This window comes from Variovorax sp. RA8, assembly GCF_901827175.1.
Classification (GTDB): Bacteria; Pseudomonadota; Gammaproteobacteria; order Burkholderiales; family Burkholderiaceae_C; genus Variovorax.
Map to the genome: position 1 here is coordinate 3633867 of NZ_LR594662.1, position 17088 is coordinate 3650954.

The following is a 17088-nucleotide window of genomic DNA, read 5'->3' on the forward strand; positions in this document are numbered from 1 at the left end:
CAAAGCTGTTGCTTTTTCATTAGGAACAAGGCTGAACATCAGGTGCACGGCGGCGAGTACAACTTAAGCATCAAATCTTCGTCCAGTGCTTGAAGATATTCGTGAAGTATGTTGTTTTTGAACATGAAATTATGCGCCCAGCCTTGTAAGACGCCATTCCTAGGCTTAACGTTGTAATCCTCTAGGCTCCTGGCACTGCCTTTCATCACATGGCACTACAAAGTTTCTTTCGCTTGTTGTCGTTCCCGGCCCTCGGCTTGCGCCGTTCGGCGGATCGTCAAATGGGCCAGATTCGCAGTGCCATGCTGTCGCTGCTGCAGACCCATGGCGGCCATTCCGCCCAGCGGGTCGCCCAGCGCGTGCGCTTTGCCGGAGACCTCGAAGCGCTCTGGTACCTGCGCCAGGATGTGCTGACGGCCCTGAGCGCGGTGGACGGCGAGGCCGCGGCCCGCCGCCAGATGCGCCAGATCAACCGCATGTTCAAGGGTGGCCTGCCCGGCGCGATGGTGCCGCGGCCGCATCACCGCATCACCACCTGAGGCGTCCCTGCCCTACCGGAAGCCGCTGCCCTGCAGCGGCTTTTGTTTTTCCGGGCCTCGCTCAGTGCGAATGCCGGTGGCCCCACACCATGAAGACGTCCCGGCCATCCGCCGCCACTTCCACCTTGGCACCCACCGGCAGCAGCACCTTGGTCGGGACATGGCCGAAGGGCAGGCCCGTGAGCACCGGCGCCTTGATCAATGTGCGCAGGCGTGCGATCACCGTCCCCAGGTCGAACCCGCGGTCGTGCGGTACCGTGCGCCCTCCGGTGAACTGGCCGAAGAGCACAGCCTTCTGGCGCGCCAGCACGCCGGCATGGCGCAGCTGGTCGAGCATGCGCTCCACCCGGAAAGGATGCTCGTTCACGTCCTCGAAGAAGAGCACGCCCTTGTCGACCGCCGGAAAGTACGGCGTGCCCAGCAGGCTCACGAGCACGCAGAGGTTGCCGCCCCACAGCGTCGCGCCATGCAGCCCGCGGAATCCTGCCACGGCCTCGGCGTCGCGCTTCGGCACGCGCCAGCCGGTGCCTTCGCCCTGGCCGTGCAGCAGGTCGTCGAAGCAGGCTTCCATGATCTCGTCGGCACCCTCCTCGGCGCCGAAGTCTTCGCCCACGGCCGGGCCCTGCCAGCTCACGGCGCCCGTCTTCGCCAGCAGCGCGTTCTGCAGCGCGGTGAAGTCGCTCAGGCCCACGAACTCGGTGCCGCGATCGATGGCCTTGGCGACCGCCTTGTAGGGAATTGCATCCAGGATGCGCGTGAGGCCATAGCCGCCGCGCGATATCAAGGCCACGTCGGCCCGGCTCGCGGCGGCGCGGGAGATGGCCGCCAGCCGGGTTGCATCGTCGCCGGCAAAACGTTGATGGGTGGCCAGCGCGGCCTCGTCGATCTCCACCTCGTGGCCCAGCGCCTGCAATCGCTTGATCCCGCGCCGGAAGGCAGCCTTGTCGCGTACGGCGCTGGAGGGGGAGTAGATATAGATGTGTTTCTTCTTCACGGGCCGAAGTATCCCATCGCCACCTGCGCGAGCCGGGCTGCCTGCGCGGCGCCGGGACCCGAAACGCCCTGCGGAATCGGGCCGAGGGCACGCAGTGCCGCCTCGTAGCCGCGATCGGGAAAGGGCGCGCGCCAGGCATCGATCACGGCCTCGCCTGCATCCGGCGCCATCCGCACCAGCGCGAACCGCCCGGGGGCGGCGCTCGCGATCAGGGATGCGAGCGGCGCCGCGCCGGCACTGTGCACCAGCGCGAGCGGGCCGGGCTGCAGCCGGTCCAGCCATTCGAGCAGCAGGTCGCGGTGCCAGGCCCACGTGTGCACCGTCTCGCGCTTGGGCTTGTCGCTGCGGCCGAAGCCGATCAGGTCCGGCGCCAGCACGCGCCATCCCGGCACGCGCGCGAGGTGCCTGAAGAAGTAGCTCCACTCGCCCGGGCCGTGCAGGCACAGGCAGGCCCATGCTGCGGCCGCCGGCCCTTCGTCGAGGTAGTGCATGCGCCAACCTCGCTGGCTCGGGAGATCGCTGACGTAGCGCGGCTCGAAGCCATAGCCGGCCACGGCCTCGAAGCGCTCGTCCGGGGTGCGCAGCGCATCGTCGCGCAGCGGTTCGGCCGCCTCGCGCGCCGCGCTGCGGCGGCCCTTGAAGAAGTCCTGCAGCAGTCCCTGGCAGTCCGCCGCCAGCACGCCGCCCTGCACTTGCGTGTGGTGGTTGAGCTCGCGCCTTGAGAACAGGTCCAGCACCGAGCCCGCCGCGCCGGTCTTCGGATCGGCCGCGCCGAACACCACGCGTGCCAGCCGCGCATGGAGCATGGCGCCGGCGCACATGGCGCATGGCTCCAGCGTCACGAAAAGCTCGCAGCCGTCCAGGCGATAGTTGCCCAGGGCTGCGCCGCCCGCGCGCAACGCATTCATCTCGGCATGCGCGCTGGGGTCGTGCAGCGCGACCGGGGCATTGCGCCCCGCAGCGATCAGCCGCCCCTCCTTCACCAGCACGGCGCCGACCGGCACCTCCCCGGCCTCGGCCGCCCGGTGCGCCTCTGCCAGTGCGAGGCGCATCCAGTGTTCGTCATCGGGCGTCATCTGGGATGGGACGCGGCTGCTGCATCGCCTCGTCGAGCGATTGCTTGAATTGCTGCTGGACGTGCAGTGCCTGCTCAGGCTGCGACAGCTGCGGGCGCGCATCGGCTGCCGGCGGCGTGACGGCCATGCTGCTCATCTGCCGCTTGACCAGCACCCCGACGATCACGAGCGCGAGCACCAGTCCGATCAATCCGAGGGAGCGCATTCTTCAGTTCTCCTGCGCCTGTGCCGCATCGGTCCGCATGCCCAGGCGCTGCATCCAGGCCGCGAGGGCCTGCTCGTCCGGCGTGCCCGCGCTGTAGCGCGCGTACATCGCCGGATGCGACTCGCGCCGGTGCTGGTTGAGCTTGAGCTTGCATTGCAGCGCCGTCACTTGCAATTCGAAGCCGACGATGCCGTTGAGCATCTTGAGCTGGAACTCCTCGCCCAGGTCGCGCCACTGCTGCGCATAGGCCGGCTCGTGCTCGCCGATCAGGCGCTTGAGCAGCGCGTCCTTTTCGACCGGCGTCTCGATGAGGCGGGCCTCGACCGTGCAGTGCACCGCCAGGTAATTCCAGGTCGGCACGCGCGCGAGGTCCGGGTAGACCGAGGGCGACAGGTAGGCATGCGGCCCGAGAAAGCTCGCGAGCGCCCGCGGCCTCGCCTGCAGGTAGCGCCACTGCGGATTGGGCTTGGCGCAATGCCCCAGCAGCGAGAAGCCACCCTCCGGCCCGCGGTCGTCGAGCACCAGCGGCAGGTGCGTGACGAAAGGCAGGCCCTCCTCATCGGTCGAGATCAGGCTGGCGAAGGGGTGCTGTCGCATCAGCGCCGCGGCGATGGCGCGGTCCTGGCTGTTGAACTGGGGCGGCATGTACATGGACGATCCTCCTCGTGGGACCGCCCATTGTCCGCGAGGCGCTCTACTTCGCGCCTGCCGCCTTGAGTTTGGCGATCATCGCCGCATAGCCGCGCGCACGCGCCAGCTGCAAGGGCGTGTTGCCCTGCCGATCGGCCAGTTGCAGGCTGGCCCCCGCATCGACCAGCGCCGCCAGCGTGCGCTGGTGCCGCGGCCCGCCGTCGCCGAGCACGATCGATTCGATCAGCGCGGTCCAGTGCAGGTTGTTGACATGGTCCAGCGGCGCGCCCGCCACGATCAGCCGCCGCACCACCTCGTCATGCCCGAGATGCGCCGCGGCGATCAGCGCGGTGCCGTCATAGCGGCTGGTGGTCTGCCCGGGGCTGGCACCCAGCGACAGCAGCAGCGACAGCGTGGCAGGGTCATCCGCCACGGCGGCGATGGTGATCGCGTCGTAGCGGTCGTCCTCGAGCACATCGAGCTTCGCGCCGGCCTGGGCCAGCACGCGGATCGCCTCGCGCTGGCGTGCATGCGTCGCCACATGCAGGGCCGTGCGGCCGCGCCCGTCGCGCGCCTCCAGATCGGCACCGGCCGCGATCAGGGCCTTGAGGCGAGCAAGATCGCCGCGCCAGGCCGCCTGGTGCACACCCTCGTAGGCGAGCGCCTCCGGTGCCGTGGGCGGCACCTGCGCCGCCGCCGGCGCCACGCTGCCGATCGCCAGCGCGGCCAGCAGGGCGAGGCTCGCACAATGCATGGCCTTCATCCTCGTGCTCAGAAGAAGCTCAGCCCAGCTGGGCCTTGACCTTCTCGATGCCTGCGTTGGCGCATTGCTCGTCGAGATGCCCGCCCGGTGCGCCTCCGACACCGACCGCGCCGATGACCTCGTTGCCGGACTTGACCGGCACGCCGCCGCCCAGCAGCAGGAAACCGGGGATGTTCACCAGGTTCGCCGCGCCCGGATTCTTCTGGGCGTTCTCCATCATCGCCAGCGTGGGCGCCTTGGCCGAGGCCGAGGTCCAGGCCTTGCGCTCGCTGGCGGCCACGGTGTGCGCCCCGGCGGTGTCGGCGCGCTGCACCGCGCGCACCACGCCGGCCCGGTCGACCACGGTCGCCGCGACCGCGTAGCCGTTGGCTGTGCAGGCGGCCACGGTGGCGGCGGCGATCTGGTTCGCGAGCTCCAGCGAGATGTTGCGCTCGGTGCGCACAGCGGGCGCCGGGGCTTGCTGGGCCTGCACGCTCCATGCACAGAGGGCGAGAGAGACGGCGAATGCGCCGAGGCGAAGGGACGAATGCATGCGGAGTTCTCCGAAGTGGTTCTAGGCAGTTTGAATAAAGCGCCGGCGCCTTGCCGACCGCACCGCCACTGTAGGAATCGCGGCCCTGCGCCGCCATTCGTACGGCTACGCCCGCCCTCCGTAGAACTACGGAGCGTCGCGGCCGGCCAGCGCCGCGTAGCGCCGGATCAGCTGCGCCAGCGACTCGCAGCCCAGCTTCGCGAACAGGTTGGCGCGATGGGTCTCGACCGTGCGCGGCGACAGTGCCAGCGTGCGCGCGATCTCCTTGTTGGTCAGTCCCTCGACGATGAAGCGCAGCACCTCGCGCTCGCGCTCGGAAAGCTGCGCGTGCCGCTCGCGCGCCGCCTGGTCGGCCTGGGTCCGCTCGCGCGAGCGCACATGCTGGCGCACCGCCTGCTGCAGGGCCTCGAGCAGTTGCTCGTCGTCGACCGGCTTCTCCAGGAACTCCGCGGCGCCGGCCTTGAAGGCACGCCGGCACATCTCCACCGTGCCGTGGCCGGTCAGCATGATCACCGGCTGGTCCACGCCCTGCGAGACCAGCGTATCGAGCACCGCGAGGCCGCTGATGCCCGGCATGCGCACGTCGAGCACGATGGCGCCGATGCCGCCGCGGTCGAAGCCTGCGACGAAGGCCTGTGGGTCCGGCCAGCACTGGGTGCGCAGTCCGACCGTGCCGATCAGCAGCGCCAGGCTCTCGCGGACGGCGCGGTCGTCGTCGATCAGGTGGACAAGTGGCGACTGCGGCTCGTTCGGCATCAAGAGACCTCCGTGCTTCGCACTGCGGTGCTCTTCGACTTGGGAGCGGCCCGGCGTCTCATCAGGAAACCTCCGTGCTTCGCACTGCGGTGCTCTTCGACTTGGGAGCGGCCCGGCGTCTCATGCGTTTCCCTCCTGCAGCGCCAACGGCAGGCGCAGCGTGAAGCGCGCGCCGCGCGGCTGCTCGGGCTCGGCGGCCAGCGAGCCGCCCATCGCGCCGGCCAGCGTCTCGCACAGGCTCAGGCCCAGGCCCAATCCACCCTCGCGCGTGCTGAAGAAGGGCTCGAAGATGCGCGCGAGCAGCTCGGGCGCGATGCCGCGGCCGTTGTCGCTCACGCGCAGCACGCCCTGGCCGTCCTGGCGCTCCACCGCGAGCCGCAACTGCCGCTCGCCGGCCGGGAGCTCGTCGAGCGCCTGCAGCGCGTTCATCAGCAGGTTGTGGACGATCTGCTCCAGCGCCACCGGTTCAGCCTGCACGCTGACCGGCGCCTGCGCGGCCCCTTCGAGTACCGGCGCGATCGCGCGCTTGTCGAACTCCGGCGCCAGCAGGTGCAGCGCGCTGCGCACCGCGTCCTGCAGCGGCACGGGCCTGGCGGCGCCGGCCTGGCCCGGCCGCTCGATCACGCGGCGCAGGCGGCCCACGACATCGGCCGCGCGCCTCGCCTGCTCGGCCGCCTGCTGCATCGCACCGCGCGCGGTCGCGAGCTCGGGCGGGTCCTCGTCGAGCAGCCGGCGCGCCGCCTGCGTGTTGGCGAGCACGGCCGTCAAAGGCTGGTTGAGCTCGTGCGCCATGCCGGCCGCGAGCTCGCCCAGCGCATTGAGCCGCGCGACCTGGCCGAGCCGCAGCAGTTCCTCGGCGCGGCGCCGCTCGATGCGCTGGCGCCGCAGCGCGCGGGCGCCCCACAGCACCACGCCGATGGCGCCGGCCCATGCCAGCATCCAGCCCCAGGGCAGTTCCCCCCAGGACACATGGCGCTCGGCCACCAGGTCGAAGGGCTGGCTGTCCGACGCCAGCACCTTGCGAAACGAGAAGGACCAGCCCTGCGGCAACGCGGGCCGCCCGGCCTGCACCACGAACTGCTGCCCGGCGCGCTCCAGCACCACGCGCACCGGGCTGGTCTTCGGCTCCATCGGCCAGTCGCGCGCGGGCACGGTGCCCGCGAGGTCGATGTCGAGTGCATAGCTGGTCGGCGTGGCGCCGATCACGAGCCGGTAGCGGCCCGTCGCGAGGTCCTGGCCGGCCAGCTCGGGACGACGAAGCTCGCGCGACCTCGCTTCGGCGTCTGCCAGCACGCGGTCGGACCAGCCCGCACCGGCCTCGCGCCGTTCGACGCCGAGGATCGACGGGTAGACCGCCGACAGCCGCTGCTCGGGCCGCTCTGCATCCGCCGCAGGCGCCAGCAGCGCCAGCGTGGCCAGCACGGCGTCGTACTGCACCACCTGCTGGCTCATGAGGCGATGCGCGATGCGGCCGTTGACCTCGAATTCCTCGTGCAGCTTAGCCAGCTCGGCGCGCGCGATCCACGTCGCGCCGGCGCCGGCGAGCAGCAGCCATGCGAGCCACCAACCACCCTGCGTGCGCAACCATTGCCTCATGGCGCGAATTGTGCCCGCGCCGGCCGGGAAGCCCGACGCAAGCCGGGGTGTATTGAGCAGGCCGCCACAATGGCACCGATGAGCGTTCGCAGCAGCTTCCCTCGTCTCGTCCTCGCCCTCCTTCTCCTTGCCCTCCTCGGCGCCTGCGCCACCGGCCCCTCGCCCGGCGGGCTCGACCGCGCGTCGCTCGCGCGCATCGAGTCGCTGATCGCGCGCATGACGGTGGAGGAGAAGGTGGGCCAGCTGAGCCTCTACGCCCCCGCCGCGGTCGACACCGTGGCCAACCCGCAGGGCGCGCGCCAGAGCGAGGAGGAGCAGCTGGCCCAGATCCGCGCCGGCCGCGTGACGGGACTCTTCAACAACGAGGGCCTCGAAGGCAAGCGCCGCGCGCAGCGGGCCGCGGTGAACGAGTCGCGCCTGGGCATCCCGCTCATCTTCGGCGCAGACATCATCCATGGCTTCCGCACCGTGTTCCCGGTGCCGCTGGCCGAGGCCGCGAGCTGGGAGCCCACCCTGGCCGAGCGCACCGCGCATGCCTCCGCCGTGGAAGCCACGGCCGACGGGTTCCGCTGGACCTTCGCGCCGATGGTGGACATCGCGCGCGACGCCCGCTGGGGCCGCGGCATCGAGGGCGCGGGCGAAGACGTCTACCTCGGGCGCCAGTTCGCCGCCGCGCGGGTGCGCGGCTTCCAGGGCCCCGAGCTCGGGCGCGCCGACGCCATGCTGGCCACGCCCAAGCACTTCGCCGGCTATGGCGCGGCCGAGGGCGGCCTGGACTACAACGCGGTCGACCTCTCCGAGCGCACGCTGCGCGAGGTCTACCTGCCGCCCTTCCGCGCCGCCATCGATGCCGGCGCGCTCTCGATCATGAGTGCCTTCAACGAGATCGGAGGCATTCCCTCCAACGCCAACCGCGCGCTGCTGACCGGCGTGCTGCGCGAAGAATGGGGCTTCCAGGGCTTCGTGGTCTCGGACTACACCGCCGACGAGGAGCTGATCGCGCACGGATTCGCGGCCGACGGGCGCCAGGCCGCCAAGCGCGCCTTCATGGCCGGCACCGACGTCAGCATGCAGAGCGGCCTGTACATGAAGTACCTGCCCGGCCTGGTGGCCAAGGGCGAGGTGCCCATGTCGCGCCTCGACGATGCGGTGCGGCGCGTGCTGCGGATCAAGCAGCGGCTCGGGCTCTTCGACCACCCCTTCCGCGGCCTCGAGGACACGCCGGGCCCGCGCTTCGATGCCGCCGCGCACCAGGCCCTGGCGCGCGAGGCGGCGGGCCGCTCGATCGTGATGCTGCGCAACGAGAAAGACGTGCTGCCCCTGCCGAGGTCGGGCAGGCGCGTCGCGCTCATCGGCCCCTTCGCCGGCACCGACGACCTGTTCGGCCCGTGGCGCATCTTCCCCGGCCAGCAGCCGCCCATGGGCATCGAGCAGGCGATCCGCCAGTCGCTCGCCGAGCCCGAGCTGCTGACGGTGGTACGCGGCGCCAACGTGGAGACACCGATCCCCGGCGGCATCGAGGCAGCCGTCGCGGCCGCGCGCGAAGCCGACGTGGTGCTGCTGTCCATCGGCGAGAACGACCAGATGTCGGGGGAGGCGCGCTCGCGCAGCGACATCGAGATCCCGCGTGCCCAGCAGGCGCTGGCCGAGGCCGTGGCCGCCACCGGCAAGCCGGTGGTCGTGCTGCTGCGCAACGGCCGCGCGCTGGCCCTGCGCGGCGCGGTGCGCAATGCCAACGCCATCCTGGTGACCTGGTTCCTCGGCTCGCAGACCGGGCCGGCCATCGCCGACGTGCTGTTCGGCGACGTCAATCCCTCCGGGCGGCTGCCGGTGAGCTTTCCGCAGACCCCGGGCCAGGTGCCCTACTACTACGCCCACAAGCGCACCGGCCGGCCGCAGCTGGCCGACGCCCCCGCCACCTTCTACAAGGCACGCTACCTGGACGCGACCAACGACCCGGCCTTCGCCTTCGGCCACGGCATGGGCTACGCGCGCGTGCGCTACGACGCGCTCGAGGTCAGTCCCGCGCGCATGGCGTGGGACGGCACGACCACCGTGCGCGCGCGCATCACCAACACCGGCCAACGAGACGCCGAGGAAACGGCGCAGCTCTACGTCGCCAACCGCGCGGCCAGCGTCACCCGGCCGGTGCGCGAGCTGAAGGGCTTCCGCAAGCTGCGCATCCCTGCGGGGCAATCGGCCACGGTCGAGTTCACGCTGACGCGGGCCGACCTGATGTTCATCGGCCAGGACATGGCGCCGACGGTCGAGCCAGGGCAATTCGACCTGTGGGTCGGGCCCTCCGCCGCCGGAGGCCTGCGCGGCGGCATGACGCTGCTGCCGGAAAGCCGGCGCTATTTCTTCTTCAGCGGCAGCTGATCGGCATCGGTCAGCGTGCCGAAGCGCCCCACGATGCAAGACTCCCTCTTCGACGATCCGAACGAAGCCAAACCGCCCGCCGCGGGCGAGCCTTCCCCAACGAGGAAGCGCACCCTTGCCGGCGGTCCGAAGGTCCGGCCCGCACCCGCCGACCCTGAACAACAGGCGCTCGCGCGCACCTTGCCCGCTGCGCTGCGCATGGGCACCTCCTCCTGGTTCTTTCCCGGCTGGGCCGGCATGGTCTGGGAGGGCGATTACGAACAATCCGTGCTGTCGAAACACGGCCTGGCCGCCTATGCGCAGCACCCGCTCTTTCGCACGGTGAGCCTGGACCGCAGCTTCTACCGGCCGCTCTCGGCCAGCCAGTACGCCGCGTACGCCGCGGCGGTGCCGCAGGACTTCCGCTTCATCGTGAAGGCGCCCGGCCTGCTCGCCGATGCGCTGGTGCGCGACGAGGACGGCCGCGGCATGCAGCCCAACCCGGCCTTCCTCGATCCGGTGCTCGCCGTGCAGGAATTCGTGCAGCCCGCACTGGACGGGCTGGGCGCGAAGCTCGGCGTGCTGGTGTTCCAGCTGAGCCCGATCCCCGCGCCGATGCGGGCCGACCTGCCGGCCCTGCTGCAGCGCCTGCGGCGCATGCTGGAGGCGCTGCCCTCGCTGCGCCCTGCCGCGCCGGACGGCGTGATCGCGATCGAGCTGCGAAACCCGGAGCTCCTCACGCCCGCGCTTGCCGACGTGCTGCGCGAAGGCGGTGCCACCTACTGCCTGGGCCTGCACCCCAAGATGCCGCCCATCGCCGCGCAGTTGCCGCTGCTGCGCGCGCTGTGGCCGGGGCCGCTGGTGTGCCGCTGGAACCTGAACCGCCTGCACGGCGCCTACGGCTACGAGGAGGCCAAGAAGCTCTACGAGCCCTTCGACAAGCTCGCCGATCCCGACCCCGGGACCCGCGAGACCCTGGCTCGCGTGATCGCCGGCACCACCGGAGCGGGCCACCCGGCCTACGTGGCGATCAACAACAAGGCCGAGGGCTCGGCGCCGCTGTCGGTGCTCGCGCTGGCGCAGGCGGTGGCGGCGCTGGATGCCCTCCCTACTGGCTCGCGCAGGTGAAGGAGGATGCGGCGTTCACGTCGCCCGAGCCACCGTAGCGCGGCCACTTCGGGTAGTCGCACAGCGGCCGCGTGCGGCCCGGCACGCCGACGGTGTCCCTGGCCACCTGCGCCGTGGGCGCGACACCTGCCTCGGCCCATTGCTCCAGCGCGGTGAGCGAATCCCAGGTGCCGTTGAACTGGCTGCTGACCGCATGCCCGAGGCCCGGGACTTCGTAGTAGCGCGCGAAGCTGTCCACCCTGGCCTGGCCGAATTGCTGCACGAGCCGCGTGTAGTAGTCGGCGGTGGCGCGCGAGCTGACCAGCACGTCATGCAGCCCGTGGGCGAGCAACAGCTTGCCGCCGCGCCCCACGAAGCCCGAGATGTCCGTGGACTGGTCGATCATCCGGCTCAACACGCCCCAGCGCTCCGCCAACGGGCTTGCGCTCTCGGGGTCGAAGCTCAGCGGGTTGAAGGCGAGGTCGCGCGTGATGATGTTCTTGAGCACCTGGTCGAGCTGCTGGCTGATGTACGGCGCGGTGGTCGGCATCGGATTGGCCGGCTGGCTGCTGCCCAGGTTGAGGAAGGTCACCGTCGGCTGCACCGCCGTGGTGATGGACGCGATGCCCAGGTCCGCGCCCCAGACGTTGTAGCCCGGGTAGCCCGTCTCGCCGCTCGCCAGCGCGAAGCCGAAGCTGGCCGGCCCGTTCATCGCCTTGAGCGCGTCGATCTGCGCATCCGAGAGGCAGGTGTCGGCGGTGTCCGCGCCGTCCGGGCAGCGCAGCGGCGTACCGTTCAAGGTGGCAGTGGCTGGATCGAAAGTCGCGTTGCAGGCGGCCTGGTTGCTGACGAGTCCGTCGGCCACGCCGTCCAGTGCATCGCAGGCCTGCATGGCCGCCTGGAAGAGCGCCAGCCGCTTGGCTGAACCGGGATAGGCGCCCGGCCTCGACAGCGCGAGCGTGGCCTTCTGGCCGCCCAGCATCGCGGACGCCTGGTTCCACGCCGGGTACCAGGCGATGGCGCCGTCCCAGTCGCTGGGCCAGCGCTGGATGCTCTGCAGCGCTTCCCGCCCGCCCGTCGAGCCGCCGGCGAAGTAGGACTTGGCGGGCGCGGCCGCATAGCGCGCCTTGATCAGGAACACGGCGGCGTCGCGCGTCTTCTTGAGGGCATCGCCGCCCCAGTTTCGAAGGGCCTCGTCGTTCAACCCGAACGAGCCGTCCAGGGAGCCCCGGGCGCCTGCCTGATGCCCGGAATCGCTCGCGAACACGGCATAGCCGCGGGCCAGCGGCAGCGGGCGGTCCGTCGGACCGTTGGGGACATTGCCCACGACGTTGGGAATGGAGCCGTCGAAGCCGCCGCCGCCGTACATCAGCGCCTTGGTGTTCCAGTTGGTGGGCAGCGCCACGCGGAACATGATCTTGGGCGCCGCGGCATCGACGGGTGAAATGCTCCCGGACACCAGGCAATGCTCGGGCACCGCCGCGGCGCCCGTGCCGCTTGCGGCGACCACGCTGGCCGCGGTCACCGTCCCGCCCTTGGTGGCCAGGCCGATGGCAGACGCCGGGATCTCCATGCCGGCGAGCTGGGCGCAGCTGCGCGGGAGATACACGAGGAAGGGCAAGCCACCGCCGCCGTCACCGCCGCCGCCGCAGGCGGTCAACAGCACGGCGGCCATGCAGCTCAATGGAAGGCGGCTGCGCACCCGCACATTTGTCGCGTTCATCTTTCGTCTCCGGCTTTGTAGGTTGTGGAGCGCCGCGTGCAGATGCGACGGCGCAACAAGAAGTCTGGCCAGTACCGGCCCGCCAGCCAATGTCGTCCCGCAACACACGCGACCGCTCTTCGATGTGTGCGCGCGTCATCGTGCCGAGGCAGGACAACCCTGGCGTGCGCGTCAGTCCGCGCCGGCAAGCTCCGTCGCCAGGCCGGCCTTGGAAAGCTCCAGCCTGTACTGCTCCCAGCCCGAGGCCGGAACCATTTCGCCGCCGCGCGCGCGGATCTCGTCCAGCCGCGTGCGAACCTGCCCGGCCGCGTCTTCTTCATCGTCGACGAAGACCCCGCGCGTCATCGTCACGTGCGCGCACTCGAAACTGCCCGCGCCGGCCAGCAGGATCATCCGCGTCGGCGCGTCATCGCCCACCAGCGCGACGAGGCCGGGGCTGACCTTCCCGGGAGCCAGGCCGGCCAGGGCGTCTTCGGGCAGGATGCCCTCGGTCATGCCGGTGGCCGCGCTCGGCGCGAGGCAATTGACGCGGATGTCATGCCTGGCGCCTTCCAGCGCCAGTGTCTGCATGAGTCCCACCAGGGCCATCTTGGCGGCGCCATAGTTGGCCTGGCCGAAGTTGCCATAGAGCCCCGACGACGACGTCGTCATCACGATGCGGCCGTGGTTCTGCGCGCGCATGCGGTCCCACACGGCCTTGGTGCAGTTCACGGCGCCCATCACGTGCACGTCCAGCACCAGGCGGAAATCGTCCAGCGGCATCTTGGCAAAGGACCTGTCCCGCAGGATGCCGGCGTTGTTCACGAGGATGTCCACGCGCCCCCACTGTGCGACGGCCTTGGCGACCATCGCCTCCATCTGGGCGAAGTCCCTGACGTCGCCGCCATCCACCAGGGCCTCGCCGCCGCGGCGCCGGATGTCCTCGGCCACCTGCGCGGCGGACGATCCTTCACGGTCGCCCCCGAGGTCGTTGACCACGACGCGGGCGCCCTGCCTCGCCAGCTCGAACGCATGCGCGCGCCCGAGGCCGCCCCCTGCGCCGGTCACCACGGCCACCTTGTCCTGCAGATATTTCCTCATGGTCCTCTTTCAAAAAATGGATCGATCAAAACGCAACCGCATCCTGCCCCTTGAGGCCGAGCATCGCCCTCGCCTCCTGCGGCGTGGCGATCTCCAGGGACAGCTCCTCCAGGATGCGGCGGATCTTGCGCACCTGCTCGGCGCACGACTGGGCCAGTTGCCCCTTGGCGAGATACAGGCTGTCCTCCAGCCCCACGCGCACATTCCCGCCGAGCACCGCGCCCATCGTGAGCAGCGGCATCTGGTGCCGGCCGGCGCCGAGCACGGAGAAGCGGTAGCGGTCGCCGAACAGCCGGTCGGCCGTCGACTTCATGACGACGAGGTTCTCGGGGTCGGGGCCGATGCCGCCCAAGATGCCGAGGATGCACTGGATGAACAGCGGCCCCTCGACGAGCCCCTCGTCCATGAAATGCGCCAGGTTGTAGAGATGGCCGACGTCGTAGCACTCGAACTCGAAGCGCGTCCCGCAGTCGTCGCCCAGCACCTTCAGGATGCGCTTGATGTCGCGGAAGGTGTTGCGGAAGATCAGGTCTTCCATGCCCTCGACGTACGGCTTCTCCCAGTCGTGGCGCCACTCCTGGATCTTGCGGGCGGCCGGATGGATGGAAAAATTCATCGAGCCCATGTTGAGCGAGCACATCTCGGGCTTCGCCTGCAGCGGGTATGCGAGGCGCTCCTCCAGCGTCATGCGCGTGCTGCCGCCGGTGGTGATGTTGATGACGGCGTCGGTGGCTGCCTTGATGCGCGGCACGAACTGGTCGAACACCGCCGGATCGGCGGTCGGCCGCCCATCGACGGGGTCGCGCGCATGCAGGTGCAGGATCGCAGCGCCCGCCTCGGCTGCTTCGATGGCCTGCTTCGCGATCTCCTGCGGCGACAGCGGCAGGTACGGCGACATCGAGGGGGTGTGCACCGACCCGGTGACGGCACATGAAATGATGACCTTGTCCTGTGAACTTGCCATTGAATGCTCCTTGGGCTGTTTCAAACAGCCAGCCAGTCCGCCAGCAGCTTCTCGTCGGCGGCGAGCTGCTGGGGTGTTCCTTCGAAGACGATCTGCCCATGTCCCATCACGCACACGCGCGTGGAGACCTTCAAGGCAATCGCCAGTTTCTGTTCCACCAGCACCACGGCCACGCCCCTGCGGTGCATGTCCTTGATGCATTCGCCGACGGCGACGACGATCTTGGGCGCGAGCCCTTCCGTCGGCTCGTCGATCAGGATGAGCTGCGGGTTGCCCAGCAGCGAGCGGCAGATCGTCAGCATCTGTTGCTCGCCGCCGGACAGGCTGCCGGCCTTGGTGTTGCGGCGCTCCTTCAGGCGCGGGAAGTACGCGAACATGTCCTCCACCGTCCACCGCGTCGCACCCTCCGTGGGCGGCTGCTCGCCCATGCGCAGGTTCTCGTCGACCGTCAGATTGGCGAACACCTCGCGCTCCTCGGGCACGTAGGCGATGCCCGCGCGGCAGATGGCATACGGCCGCGCACCCGTGATGTCGCGGCCGCCCAGGCGGATCTGCCCGCCGGTGGGCGTCACCAGACCCATGATCGCCTTCATCGTGGTCGAGCGGCCCGAGCCGTTGCGCCCCAGCAGGCTGATCACCTCGTTGCGGCCCACGTGGAGGCTCACGCCATGCAGGATGTGGCTCTTGCCGTAGTGGGCGTGCACAGCGTCGAGCGCCAGCAGCGATGTCATTGCGCAACCTCCTCGCCCAGGTACGCTTCCTTCACCGCGGCGTTGCGGCGGATCTCCTCGGGCGTGCCGGTGGCGATCACCTCGCCATACACCAGCACGCTGATGCGGTCGCTGATGGCGAACACCACCTGCATGTCGTGCTCGACGATCAGCAGCGCGCGGCCGCGCGTCACGGTTCGGATCAGCTCCGCGGTGTAGGCCGTCTCCTCGTTGGACATGCCGGCCATCGGCTCGTCCAGCAGGATGGCCTTCGGATCGGAGGCGAGCGTCATCGCGATCTCCAGCGAGCGCTGCTCCGAGTAGGACATCTCCCCCGCGATGGTGGCGGCGCGGCGCTGCAACCGTACCTGCTCCAGCAGCCGTTCGGTCTCTTCGCGGATGCGCGCATCGCGGGCGATCAGCTTCCACAGGTTGTTCTGCAGGCCATGCGGGCGCATCACCGCGAGCCGCAGGTTCTCGAAGACGGTCAGCTTCGGAAAGATGTTGGTGATCTGGAACGAGCGCGACAGGCCGAGGCGGTTGACCTCCTGCGGCGGCTTGCCGTCGATGCGGCGGCCGTCGAACACGATCTCGCCCGCGCTGGGCGCGAAGTGGCCCGAGATGAGATGGAACACGGTGGACTTCCCAGCGCCGTTGGGCCCGATCAACGCATGGCGCTCGTCAGGCAGCAGCTCGAGATCGACGCCGCGGATGATCTCCGTCTGGCCGAACGATTTGCGCACGCCGCGCAGGCTCAGGATGGCCTCGGTCATAAGGCCACCTCCGCGCCAGGTGCTGCAGTGCCGATGCCGCGCCCGCCCGCACCCTGGAGCGCTTCCACGCCCCGTCGCACGCCGTAGACGAGCGCCCCGCCACAGGCAAGAAGCGCCGCCGGGACCGCCCACGTCAACGCGTCGGACGGCAACCACGAACGGCCGAACAGCGCAATGGCCGGCCACGGCGCCCCGGGGTCGGCGCCGGCCAGGGCGCGGTAGTCCTGCGAGAACATGCGCTGCAGCAGCTCCACTGCGAACGCGGTGCCGGCCGCCAGCAGCGCCGCGGCGGCCACCCACGCGAGCAGCACGGGCAGCAGCCGCGCCACGCCGATCTGCCGGCGCAGCTGCGACGAGGCGCGGAACAAGCCAGCCAGCCCCTCCGGCATGAACAGCATCACCAGCACGAAGAGCGTGCCCTGGTAGAGCAGCCACGACTGCGTCAGGTCCGACACCGCGTAGCCGAAGAAGGTCATCAGCGAGGCGCCCAGCGCCGGCCCGAGGAACACCTTGACGCCGCCGATGTAGGTGTTCAGCACCACGGCGGCCGACAGCTGCGCGTCGAGGACGACGTAGTTGGCCGCCTCGTTGCTGATCACCTGCAGGCCGCCCGCGATGCCGGAGAACATGGCGGAGATGGAGAACACCAGTACGCTGAGCCGGTGCACGTCATAGCCCAGGAAGCGCAGCCGGTGCCCGTTCTCGCGCAGCCCCAGCGCCAGCCGGCCGACCGGCGTCAGCGTGTACACGTAGAGGAGCGCGAGCGACACCAGCACCCACGCGAGCGTGAGGTAGTACACCTGCGTGGTCGAGCCGAACGTGATCCCCAGCGAAGGCATGCGCATCGACGAGATGCCGGCCTCGCCGCCGAACAGGCCCTTGAGGTGCGGCGCCAGCGCATGCAGGAGCTCCGCGATGGCCAGCGTGATCATTGCGAAGTAGGTGCCGGTGCGCTGCGTGGCGAACCAGCCGGCGATGGCGCCGATCGCCAGTCCGCCCAGCGCGCCCGCCAGCGGCAGCAGCGGCGTCGGCAGCAGCCCGGTACCGCCGAGGGCGTTCATGGCATGGACGGTCGCGAACGCGCCCACGCCGAAGTACGCCGCATGGCCGAAGGACAGCATGCCCGCCTGGCCGCACAGCACGTTGTAGGCGCTGGCGAACAGCGCGGCGATCAGCATCTGGATGGCGGCATTCACCAGCCCCTGCGACAGCAGCAGCGGCACGCCGGCGAGCAGCAGCACGGCCAGGCCGACGCCGAAGACACGCGAAAGAGACGTCATGG

The 17088-nt window shown here is 70.2% G+C and carries 17 protein-coding genes; 3 read left to right on the forward strand and 14 right to left on the reverse strand.

Features of this window, described 5'->3' with window-relative positions:
• The first annotated feature begins 281 nt into the window (after nucleotides 1-281).
• A complete protein-coding gene (locus E5P3_RS16995) occupies nucleotides 282-539 on the forward strand; it encodes a hypothetical protein (RefSeq protein WP_232073175.1) in 258 nt (85 codons plus the stop codon).
• Nucleotides 540-600: 61 nt separating this feature from the next.
• Here the strand turns inward: E5P3_RS16995 and E5P3_RS17000 are convergent, their stop codons facing one another.
• The 8 genes from E5P3_RS17000 to E5P3_RS17030 all read right to left on the reverse strand — a co-directional run bounded on the left by E5P3_RS17000 (nucleotide 601) and on the right by E5P3_RS17030 (nucleotide 7091).
• Nucleotides 601-1533, reverse strand: coding sequence for an LD-carboxypeptidase (locus E5P3_RS17000; protein ID WP_162587044.1), 933 nt, complete (start codon nucleotides 1531-1533; stop codon nucleotides 601-603).
• Nucleotides 1530-2585, reverse strand: a complete 1056-nt coding sequence (gene tadA / locus E5P3_RS17005; RefSeq protein WP_232073176.1) for a tRNA adenosine(34) deaminase TadA — start codon at nucleotides 2583-2585, stop codon at nucleotides 1530-1532. The genes E5P3_RS17000 and tadA overlap by 4 nt, the downstream gene beginning before the upstream one ends.
• 10 nt (nucleotides 2586-2595) lie before the next feature.
• Nucleotides 2596-2814 (reverse strand): hypothetical protein, encoded by a 219-nt coding sequence (locus E5P3_RS35805; protein WP_232073177.1) that lies wholly within the window; start codon nucleotides 2812-2814, stop codon nucleotides 2596-2598.
• A 3-nt stretch (nucleotides 2815-2817) separates the two neighbouring features.
• Nucleotides 2818-3465, reverse strand: a complete 648-nt coding sequence (locus tag E5P3_RS17010) for an FMN-binding negative transcriptional regulator (protein ID WP_162587046.1) — start codon at nucleotides 3463-3465, stop codon at nucleotides 2818-2820.
• Nucleotides 3466-3508: 43 nt separating this feature from the next.
• Nucleotides 3509-4198: an ankyrin repeat domain-containing protein gene (locus E5P3_RS17015; RefSeq protein WP_162587047.1), complete on the reverse strand. Its 690-nt coding sequence runs from the start codon at nucleotides 4196-4198 to the stop codon at nucleotides 3509-3511.
• Between the two features lie 28 nt (nucleotides 4199-4226).
• Nucleotides 4227-4739 (reverse strand): GlcG/HbpS family heme-binding protein, encoded by a 513-nt coding sequence (locus E5P3_RS17020; protein ID WP_162587048.1) that lies wholly within the window; start codon nucleotides 4737-4739, stop codon nucleotides 4227-4229.
• 126 nt (nucleotides 4740-4865) lie between these two features.
• Nucleotides 4866-5495, reverse strand: coding sequence for a response regulator transcription factor (locus E5P3_RS17025; RefSeq protein WP_162587049.1), 630 nt, complete (start codon nucleotides 5493-5495; stop codon nucleotides 4866-4868).
• A 120-nt stretch (nucleotides 5496-5615) separates the two neighbouring features.
• Nucleotides 5616-7091, reverse strand: a complete 1476-nt coding sequence (locus E5P3_RS17030) for a sensor histidine kinase (RefSeq protein WP_162587050.1) — start codon at nucleotides 7089-7091, stop codon at nucleotides 5616-5618.
• A 78-nt stretch (nucleotides 7092-7169) separates the two neighbouring features.
• Here E5P3_RS17030 and E5P3_RS17035 point away from each other — a divergent pair, with 78 nt between their 5' ends.
• Both E5P3_RS17035 and E5P3_RS17040 read left to right on the forward strand, forming a co-directional pair.
• A complete protein-coding gene (locus E5P3_RS17035; RefSeq protein ID WP_162587051.1) occupies nucleotides 7170-9470 on the forward strand; it encodes a glycoside hydrolase family 3 N-terminal domain-containing protein in 2301 nt (766 codons plus the stop codon).
• 33 nt (nucleotides 9471-9503) lie between these two features.
• Nucleotides 9504-10577 carry a DUF72 domain-containing protein gene (locus tag E5P3_RS17040; protein ID WP_162587052.1) on the forward strand — a complete coding sequence of 358 codons (1074 nt, stop codon included), beginning with the start codon at nucleotides 9504-9506 and terminating at the stop codon, nucleotides 10575-10577.
• Here the strand turns inward: E5P3_RS17040 and E5P3_RS17045 are convergent.
• The 6 genes from E5P3_RS17045 to E5P3_RS17070 form a co-directional block, all read right to left on the reverse strand.
• Nucleotides 10558-12279 (reverse strand): tannase/feruloyl esterase family alpha/beta hydrolase, encoded by a 1722-nt coding sequence (locus tag E5P3_RS17045; RefSeq protein ID WP_162587053.1) that lies wholly within the window; start codon nucleotides 12277-12279, stop codon nucleotides 10558-10560. The genes E5P3_RS17040 and E5P3_RS17045 overlap by 20 nt on opposite strands.
• 171 nt (nucleotides 12280-12450) lie before the next feature.
• On the reverse strand, nucleotides 12451-13359 hold the full coding sequence (locus tag E5P3_RS17050) for an SDR family NAD(P)-dependent oxidoreductase (RefSeq protein WP_162587054.1): 909 nt from the start codon (nucleotides 13357-13359) through the stop codon (nucleotides 12451-12453).
• A gap of 25 nt (nucleotides 13360-13384) precedes the next feature.
• Nucleotides 13385-14323, reverse strand: coding sequence for a 3-keto-5-aminohexanoate cleavage protein (locus E5P3_RS17055; protein WP_162587055.1), 939 nt, complete (start codon nucleotides 14321-14323; stop codon nucleotides 13385-13387).
• 20 nt (nucleotides 14324-14343) lie between these two features.
• Complete coding sequence (locus E5P3_RS17060) at nucleotides 14344-15054, reverse strand: ABC transporter ATP-binding protein (RefSeq protein WP_162587056.1); 711 nt, start codon at nucleotides 15052-15054, stop codon at nucleotides 14344-14346.
• A complete protein-coding gene (locus E5P3_RS17065; protein WP_162587057.1) occupies nucleotides 15051-15806 on the reverse strand; it encodes an ABC transporter ATP-binding protein in 756 nt (251 codons plus the stop codon). The genes E5P3_RS17060 and E5P3_RS17065 overlap by 4 nt, the downstream gene beginning before the upstream one ends.
• Nucleotides 15803-17086, reverse strand: coding sequence for a branched-chain amino acid ABC transporter permease (locus E5P3_RS17070; RefSeq protein ID WP_162587058.1), 1284 nt, complete (start codon nucleotides 17084-17086; stop codon nucleotides 15803-15805). Before E5P3_RS17070 ends, E5P3_RS17065 begins: the two co-directional genes overlap by 4 nt.
• Nucleotides 17087-17088 lie beyond the last annotated feature (2 nt).

What these genes read in the sequence shown, in the direction of transcription:
- E5P3_RS17020 (WP_162587048.1), bottom strand. Translation starts at nt 4,739, where the DNA reads ATGCATTCGTCCCTTCGCCTCGGCGCATTCGCCGTCTCTCTCGCCCTC.
- E5P3_RS17070 (WP_162587058.1), bottom strand. Translation starts at nt 17,086, where the DNA reads ATGACGTCTCTTTCGCGTGTCTTCGGCGTCGGCCTGGCCGTGCTGCTG.
- E5P3_RS17025 (WP_162587049.1), bottom strand. Translation starts at nt 5,495, where the DNA reads ATGCCGAACGAGCCGCAGTCGCCACTTGTCCACCTGATCGACGACGAC.
- E5P3_RS17040 (WP_162587052.1), top strand. Translation starts at nt 9,504, where the DNA reads ATGCAAGACTCCCTCTTCGACGATCCGAACGAAGCCAAACCGCCCGCC.
- E5P3_RS17060 (WP_162587056.1), bottom strand. Translation starts at nt 15,054, where the DNA reads ATGACATCGCTGCTGGCGCTCGACGCTGTGCACGCCCACTACGGCAAG.
- E5P3_RS17010 (WP_162587046.1), bottom strand. Translation starts at nt 3,465, where the DNA reads ATGTACATGCCGCCCCAGTTCAACAGCCAGGACCGCGCCATCGCCGCG.
- E5P3_RS16995 (WP_232073175.1), top strand. Translation starts at nt 282, where the DNA reads ATGGGCCAGATTCGCAGTGCCATGCTGTCGCTGCTGCAGACCCATGGC.
- E5P3_RS17045 (WP_162587053.1), bottom strand. Translation starts at nt 12,279, where the DNA reads ATGAACGCGACAAATGTGCGGGTGCGCAGCCGCCTTCCATTGAGCTGC.
- E5P3_RS35805 (WP_232073177.1), bottom strand. Translation starts at nt 2,814, where the DNA reads ATGCGCTCCCTCGGATTGATCGGACTGGTGCTCGCGCTCGTGATCGTC.
- E5P3_RS17050 (WP_162587054.1), bottom strand. Translation starts at nt 13,359, where the DNA reads ATGAGGAAATATCTGCAGGACAAGGTGGCCGTGGTGACCGGCGCAGGG.
- E5P3_RS17030 (WP_162587050.1), bottom strand. Translation starts at nt 7,091, where the DNA reads ATGAGGCAATGGTTGCGCACGCAGGGTGGTTGGTGGCTCGCATGGCTG.
- E5P3_RS17015 (WP_162587047.1), bottom strand. Translation starts at nt 4,198, where the DNA reads ATGCATTGTGCGAGCCTCGCCCTGCTGGCCGCGCTGGCGATCGGCAGC.
- E5P3_RS17065 (WP_162587057.1), bottom strand. Translation starts at nt 15,806, where the DNA reads ATGACCGAGGCCATCCTGAGCCTGCGCGGCGTGCGCAAATCGTTCGGC.
- E5P3_RS17035 (WP_162587051.1), top strand. Translation starts at nt 7,170, where the DNA reads ATGAGCGTTCGCAGCAGCTTCCCTCGTCTCGTCCTCGCCCTCCTTCTC.
- E5P3_RS17055 (WP_162587055.1), bottom strand. Translation starts at nt 14,323, where the DNA reads ATGGCAAGTTCACAGGACAAGGTCATCATTTCATGTGCCGTCACCGGG.
- tadA (WP_232073176.1), bottom strand. Translation starts at nt 2,585, where the DNA reads ATGCGCCTCGCACTGGCAGAGGCGCACCGGGCGGCCGAGGCCGGGGAG.